This window comes from Tepidiforma sp. (assembly GCF_034433535.1).
Taxonomy (GTDB): domain Bacteria; phylum Chloroflexota; class Dehalococcoidia; order Tepidiformales; family Tepidiformaceae; genus Tepidiforma.
Genome location: NZ_DAOUAO010000229.1, coordinates 1 through 5,035 on the forward strand (window position 1 = coordinate 1; position 5,035 = coordinate 5,035).

The following is a 5,035-nucleotide window of genomic DNA, read 5'->3' on the forward strand; positions in this document are numbered from 1 at the left end:
TAGTCGACGTTGGTCGCGATAGTCCAGGTGACGGACGACGGACCGGTGATGGCGATCCAGTAGGCTTCGCCAGTCTTGAGGGAGGTCAGGTCGTTCGCGCCGGGCACATTGACGCCCGCCGGGAAGAACCCGAGCCACTGCTGGGCCGCAGCGTTCCAGCCGTAGACGGCGGTGACGCTGGAGGAGATGTCGTTGCCGCCGGTGTTCTTGCCGGTGCCCTTGAGGGCATCGAGCACCGGGATGTTATCGGCGCCGGCCCAGGTGATGAGGCTCCACCGGAAGTTCAGCGTGTAGCTGGTGGTGGTGGCCAGGTCGATCACGCGGTCGAAGCCGATGTCGCCTTCGTCATCGTGGGCGATGGCGAGGACGTTGACGATGCCGAGGAGGCTGTTGCTGACCTTGATCCAGGCCTGGCACTCATCGGTCTGGCCGGAGGCCGCGAGCGGGCTCAGCGGGAATTCCTTGATGCCCGTGACCGCCGGGTTGTTCAGGGCGACGGAGAAGGTGGTTACACCGGTGGCGAAGCGGCGCCCGTCGTTGATGGTGCCGCCGCCGGACTGGCCGACGATGATGCCTTCGCCGCTATCGATGAGGAAGTCGACCGTCTCCGGCGGGTAGCCAAGCCAGGAGTCCGTCGACAGCCCGCTCAGGACCGGGTGGAGGCTGACCGCGCCAGCGGGCACGGAGCAGAAGCCATCGCGGTCGAGGGCGTGGAAGACGACGTACTTGAACTGGTCGGTCTCACCGTCGTGAACCGTGACGTCCTTGTAGCCGCCCCAGGTCCATTCAACCGTGACGGTGTTGGAGAGGACCGGGAAGTGCTTGCCGCGGAAGTCCGGGTAATCGACGGTGGCGTTGATGCGGCCGGAGCCGACCTTATCGCCGGGCTTGCAGTGCTTGCCGCCGGCGAGGGCGTTGGTGGCGCAGGCCGAGAGGTCGGTCTTGAAGTCGCCGTTGGCGGCAACCATGAACTCGCCGTGGTTGTCGCTGTAGACGACCAGGTCGCGGGCGATGGTGTTGTCGCCGTAGACGGAGCGGATGACGTTCAGCTCGGCGACGTCGGTGGAGCTGAGGGCCTCCCCGATACCGGCGCTGTTGGTGCCGACGAGGACGGGCGTCCAGAAGGCGTACGGGCCATCGGCCGGGCCGTTGGTGCCGAAGCTATCCCAGAGGTAGCCGCCGCCCGCCGCGACCGCGGAAATGGCCGGGCTCTCGGGGATCTCGCTCCAGTAGAACGGGTTCGGGTAAACCTGGGTGCCGCCGCCGGCAACCGATAGCGTATTCGGCGTGCCGACGTAGTACACGTCGGACTTGATGACCTGCTTGATGAAGCCGGTGCCGCGAATCTGGACCGAGACGAGGGCCGGCGGCATGGGGGCATCCCACCAGTCGACGTCGCCGTCACGCCAGGCGGTGTCGCGGAAGCGCGCGGTGAACGTGGGATCAGTCGGGGCGAGCGTGCCGAAGCCGTCCTGGCTCAGGCCGACGATATCGAGCGCGCTGTAGGGACCGACGAACGGCGTGCCGGAGGACTCGAAGATCGGGGTGCCGGCAGCCGGGGCCGTGGTGAACGGCACGGTGAGGACAAGCGCGGTGCCCGTGCAGGAGCTGACCGTCTTGCTGGTCGCGCCGACCGAGATGTTATCGTTGGCCTGCAGCGAGGCGCAGGTGGTGACGATGATCGGCGAGGTAGCGGAGCCGACGCCGGTGTTGCCGGCCGCCACGGCAGCGACCTGGGTGAGGCCAAGGCCGTTCGGGTTCGCAAGGGCGCGGCCGCCGTTCTTGGCCATGTCGGGGTCGATCATGATGTCGTAGTACGGCCGGAACTGCTCGGCAGTGCCGATGGCGTTGGAGCCGTCAGCCGGGTCGGCGGGGCCGCCGGCAAGGACCGGCCAGTCGTTCGGCATGACCCAGCGGTCGGCCGGGAGGACGTTGAGCGGGTTGCTCGTATCGGCCGGGCGGCCGGACGGGTTGCTGTTGGTGAACCAGCCGGTGACGCGGCCGCGGACGAGGATGTCCTTCGAGACGTTCCACTCGGCGGTGCCGTCGGCGTCGTCCTTGGAAGCGTCCCACGGGTTGCCGGGCGTCCAGTCGGGGGCCGCGGAGCCGTTGTGGGTCGGCTTCGAGGCCTGGGTGACGAGCGAGACGTTCACCGTGTTGATCTTCATGTAGTAGACGACGAAGGCGACCTTGGAGGCCGGGGCGTTCTCGATGAAAGCCTCGATATCGACCTGGCCCTGGTCCTCGGACTCATAGACGGCGACCGAGGTGCAGGGCGCGTACCTGTTGAGGTTCTGGGTCGTGACGCTCGCAACGACGTGGTCCTGATCGAGGATGCTCAAGACGGTGCCGCCGGGCAGGAAGGCGCCGGGGCCGCTGCTCTTCACGTAGCGGACGGACTGGCCCTCGCCGAACTCCGGGCAGGTCTGGCCGGGCTGGTCCGGGTCCAGGGCCCAGTTGTGCTCGAGGACGACGCGCTGGCCGGCCCAGGCGAGGAAGACGTGCTTCGCCGGGATCTGGGCGGTGAAGGTGAAGGTGATGGACTGGGTCACCGTGGTGGGCGTGCCGGAGCCGAGGGCGCCGGGTTCCGAGCCGGTGATGGTGACGGTGGCAGTGCTGCCGGGAGCACAGCCGCTGGGGTTGAAGGTCAGGTTGGGCGTGCCGCCGACGCCGCCGGTATTGGTCAGCGTGGTGGTGCCGGCGGTGGTGCCGGTCAGGTTGCCGCAGCTGCCAGTTGCGAGCGAGGCATTCCAGTTGACGCCGGCGAGGGGCATCGGGCCTTCCTGCTGGCCGGCCGAGTTGGTGTGGCTGCCGAGGAAGGTATCGGTGATGGTGACGGGCGTGCCCTGGTACTGCCCGTTGAGCGGGTTCAGGACGAGCGGCAGGTTGCGGGTGATGCTGACGTTCGCGCCCGTGCCGGTGGCGCTGCCCGAGGTAATGGTGCTGGCCTCGAGGCGGTTCCACTCCTTGACGATGCCCTGCGAGTTGGGGGCGGTGCGGTTGTCCCAGAAGACGTTGACGTTCTGGCTCGTGTTGCCATCGACGTAGGTCAGGCTAATCGTCTGGTCGCCGGCATCGAGGGAGCGCCAGCTAATGCAGGTCGCGCCATCCAGGCCATTGTTGCCATCGCCGACGAAGATCTGGACGTCGGAGAAGGTGGGGTCGGTATCCGCGGTGCTCGTGTAGCCGCCACCGTTGGTGACGACGATGTTTGCAAGGGTCAGGCCCGGCAGCACGAGCGGCGTCGGGTTGGCGGTGAAGACGCCGTTCGAGATCGTGCCGGTGTCGTCGGCGACCACGCAGATGGTGTGGGTGGAGCCGCGGACGTTGTTGCTGACTTCCTGCCCGACAATCGGGTTGCCGTCATCGGCGATATGCAGGATCGCCGGCTGGGCGACCTGGGTGGTCACCGGCGGCGACTCCTGGCAGTCTTCGGTGACCGTGCTGGTTGCGAGGTGGGTGAGGATGGCAACCGACACGGAGCTGCCGACGCCCACTGTGGGCTGGACCGTGACGGTCACGACGTTGGGATTGCCGCCATCGGTGGTCGCCGAGACGAACGTCCCGTTGGTGATCACGAAGTCGGACGCGGTCGGGACGTAGGTGTCGACCTCAAGGTTCGAGTCTTCACCGCAGACGTCGAGCCCGCTCGGGATGGTGAACGTGAAGGTGATGGCCGGGGTGCCGGGCGCGACCGTGCCGCCGCCGCTGGCGGTGACGCCGTTGATGGTGAGCGTACCGAGGCCGGCGCCGGCGGTGGCAGCGATCGGGGTGTTATCAGCATCGGCGATCGAGCCGCTGGCGGTGCCCACCTGGTCGCTTGCGGCGGCGTTGACCGTAACCACCATCGCATAGTTGGTCAGGTTGGAGGTCAGGGCGCCGGAGGAAGTGCAGGTCAGAATGCCTGTTCCAGCGCCGCCGGCGGCCCAGTTGACACCGCCCGCAGGAGACGGGCAGGTGACGGTGGACGTTGTGGCCTGCACGCCCGTCGGGAGGATGATGGTAATGACCACAGGGCCGTTGCTGTTGACACCCGTGGTATCGACATCCGTGGTGTAGGTAATCAGGTCGCCGGGGTTAACCGGCCCCGGCGTTGGCGGGTTCTGCGAAAGCGTGAACGAAGTCGTCGGCATCGCTGCCTCGGAACCTCGCCACTGCGAGCCCAGGGTTGCGACGACGGCGATGGCGGCGAGGAGGGCGATGAGCCACGCGACCTTCCTTCCGCCAACGGCCTGTGCAAGTTCCTTACTCAAATTGTTCTACCTCTCCAGTCATGTGAGTCGTTTCGGTTCGTTCCCCCGGTGTGGCCGGGGTGCGGAGCGAAACGCTCCTGGCTGTGGCTGGGGCGTGTGCCCCGGTTGCTGAAGGTGTTGCCGGGCCGGGTGGCCCGGTGCCGGATGCGCCCGGACTGCGGGCGATGGTGCAAGCGGTGCCGGCGGTGGGCCGGCGTCGGTTGCTGGCGAGGTCGCCCGCTCGTCTGCCGCGCCTGGCCTGGCGCAGGCCTGGGCGGATCCGGGCATTCCCTCTGGACGTATGGATGGATTCGGATGGCGTGGGTGCGGGCCTGGCTGCCTCACGGGAGCGTCACGGCGTTCCCGGCGCCGGGCAGCGGGCCGCGCTCAGCGATCCCTCCTTTCGTTGTGGTTTCCTGCCACCCGGCGCGAAGCGCGCCGAGGTTGGAGGTGGGAGGTTGGAGGTGGGAGGTTGGAGGTTGCCCTGGGCCCGGGCGAGCGCGGCGGCGCTGTGCGGCGCCCGGTCCTCGAGGGGGAGGACAGGGGCGAGACGGGCGCTGGGGGCGAGGTGTGCCTGGGGCACGGGGCCTCCGGTTGGGTGCAACGGGATGTGCCCGGCCGGGGGCCGGGTCGGTGGGTAAAGCCTTGCGAAAGGTACTGACCGGTCGGGCAAGGGTCAACCTTTCTGCAAAGGGCAAGGTACGGTTCGCCCGTGTGCGGGCGCTCCGTTCGTGGGGGAGAAACGTATGGCGGGGGGAGGAGGTTAACCAGGTGGGAGGTGGGAGGTGGGAGGTTGGAGGTGG

The 5,035-nt window shown here is 67.9% G+C and carries 1 protein-coding gene; it reads right to left on the reverse strand.

From position 1 onward, the window contains the following. Positions 1-4,253 (reverse strand): hypothetical protein (locus VAE46_RS12315; RefSeq protein WP_322797235.1); only part of this gene is annotated, 4,253 nt, incomplete at its 3' end. Positions 4,254-5,035: the final 782 nt, after the last annotated feature.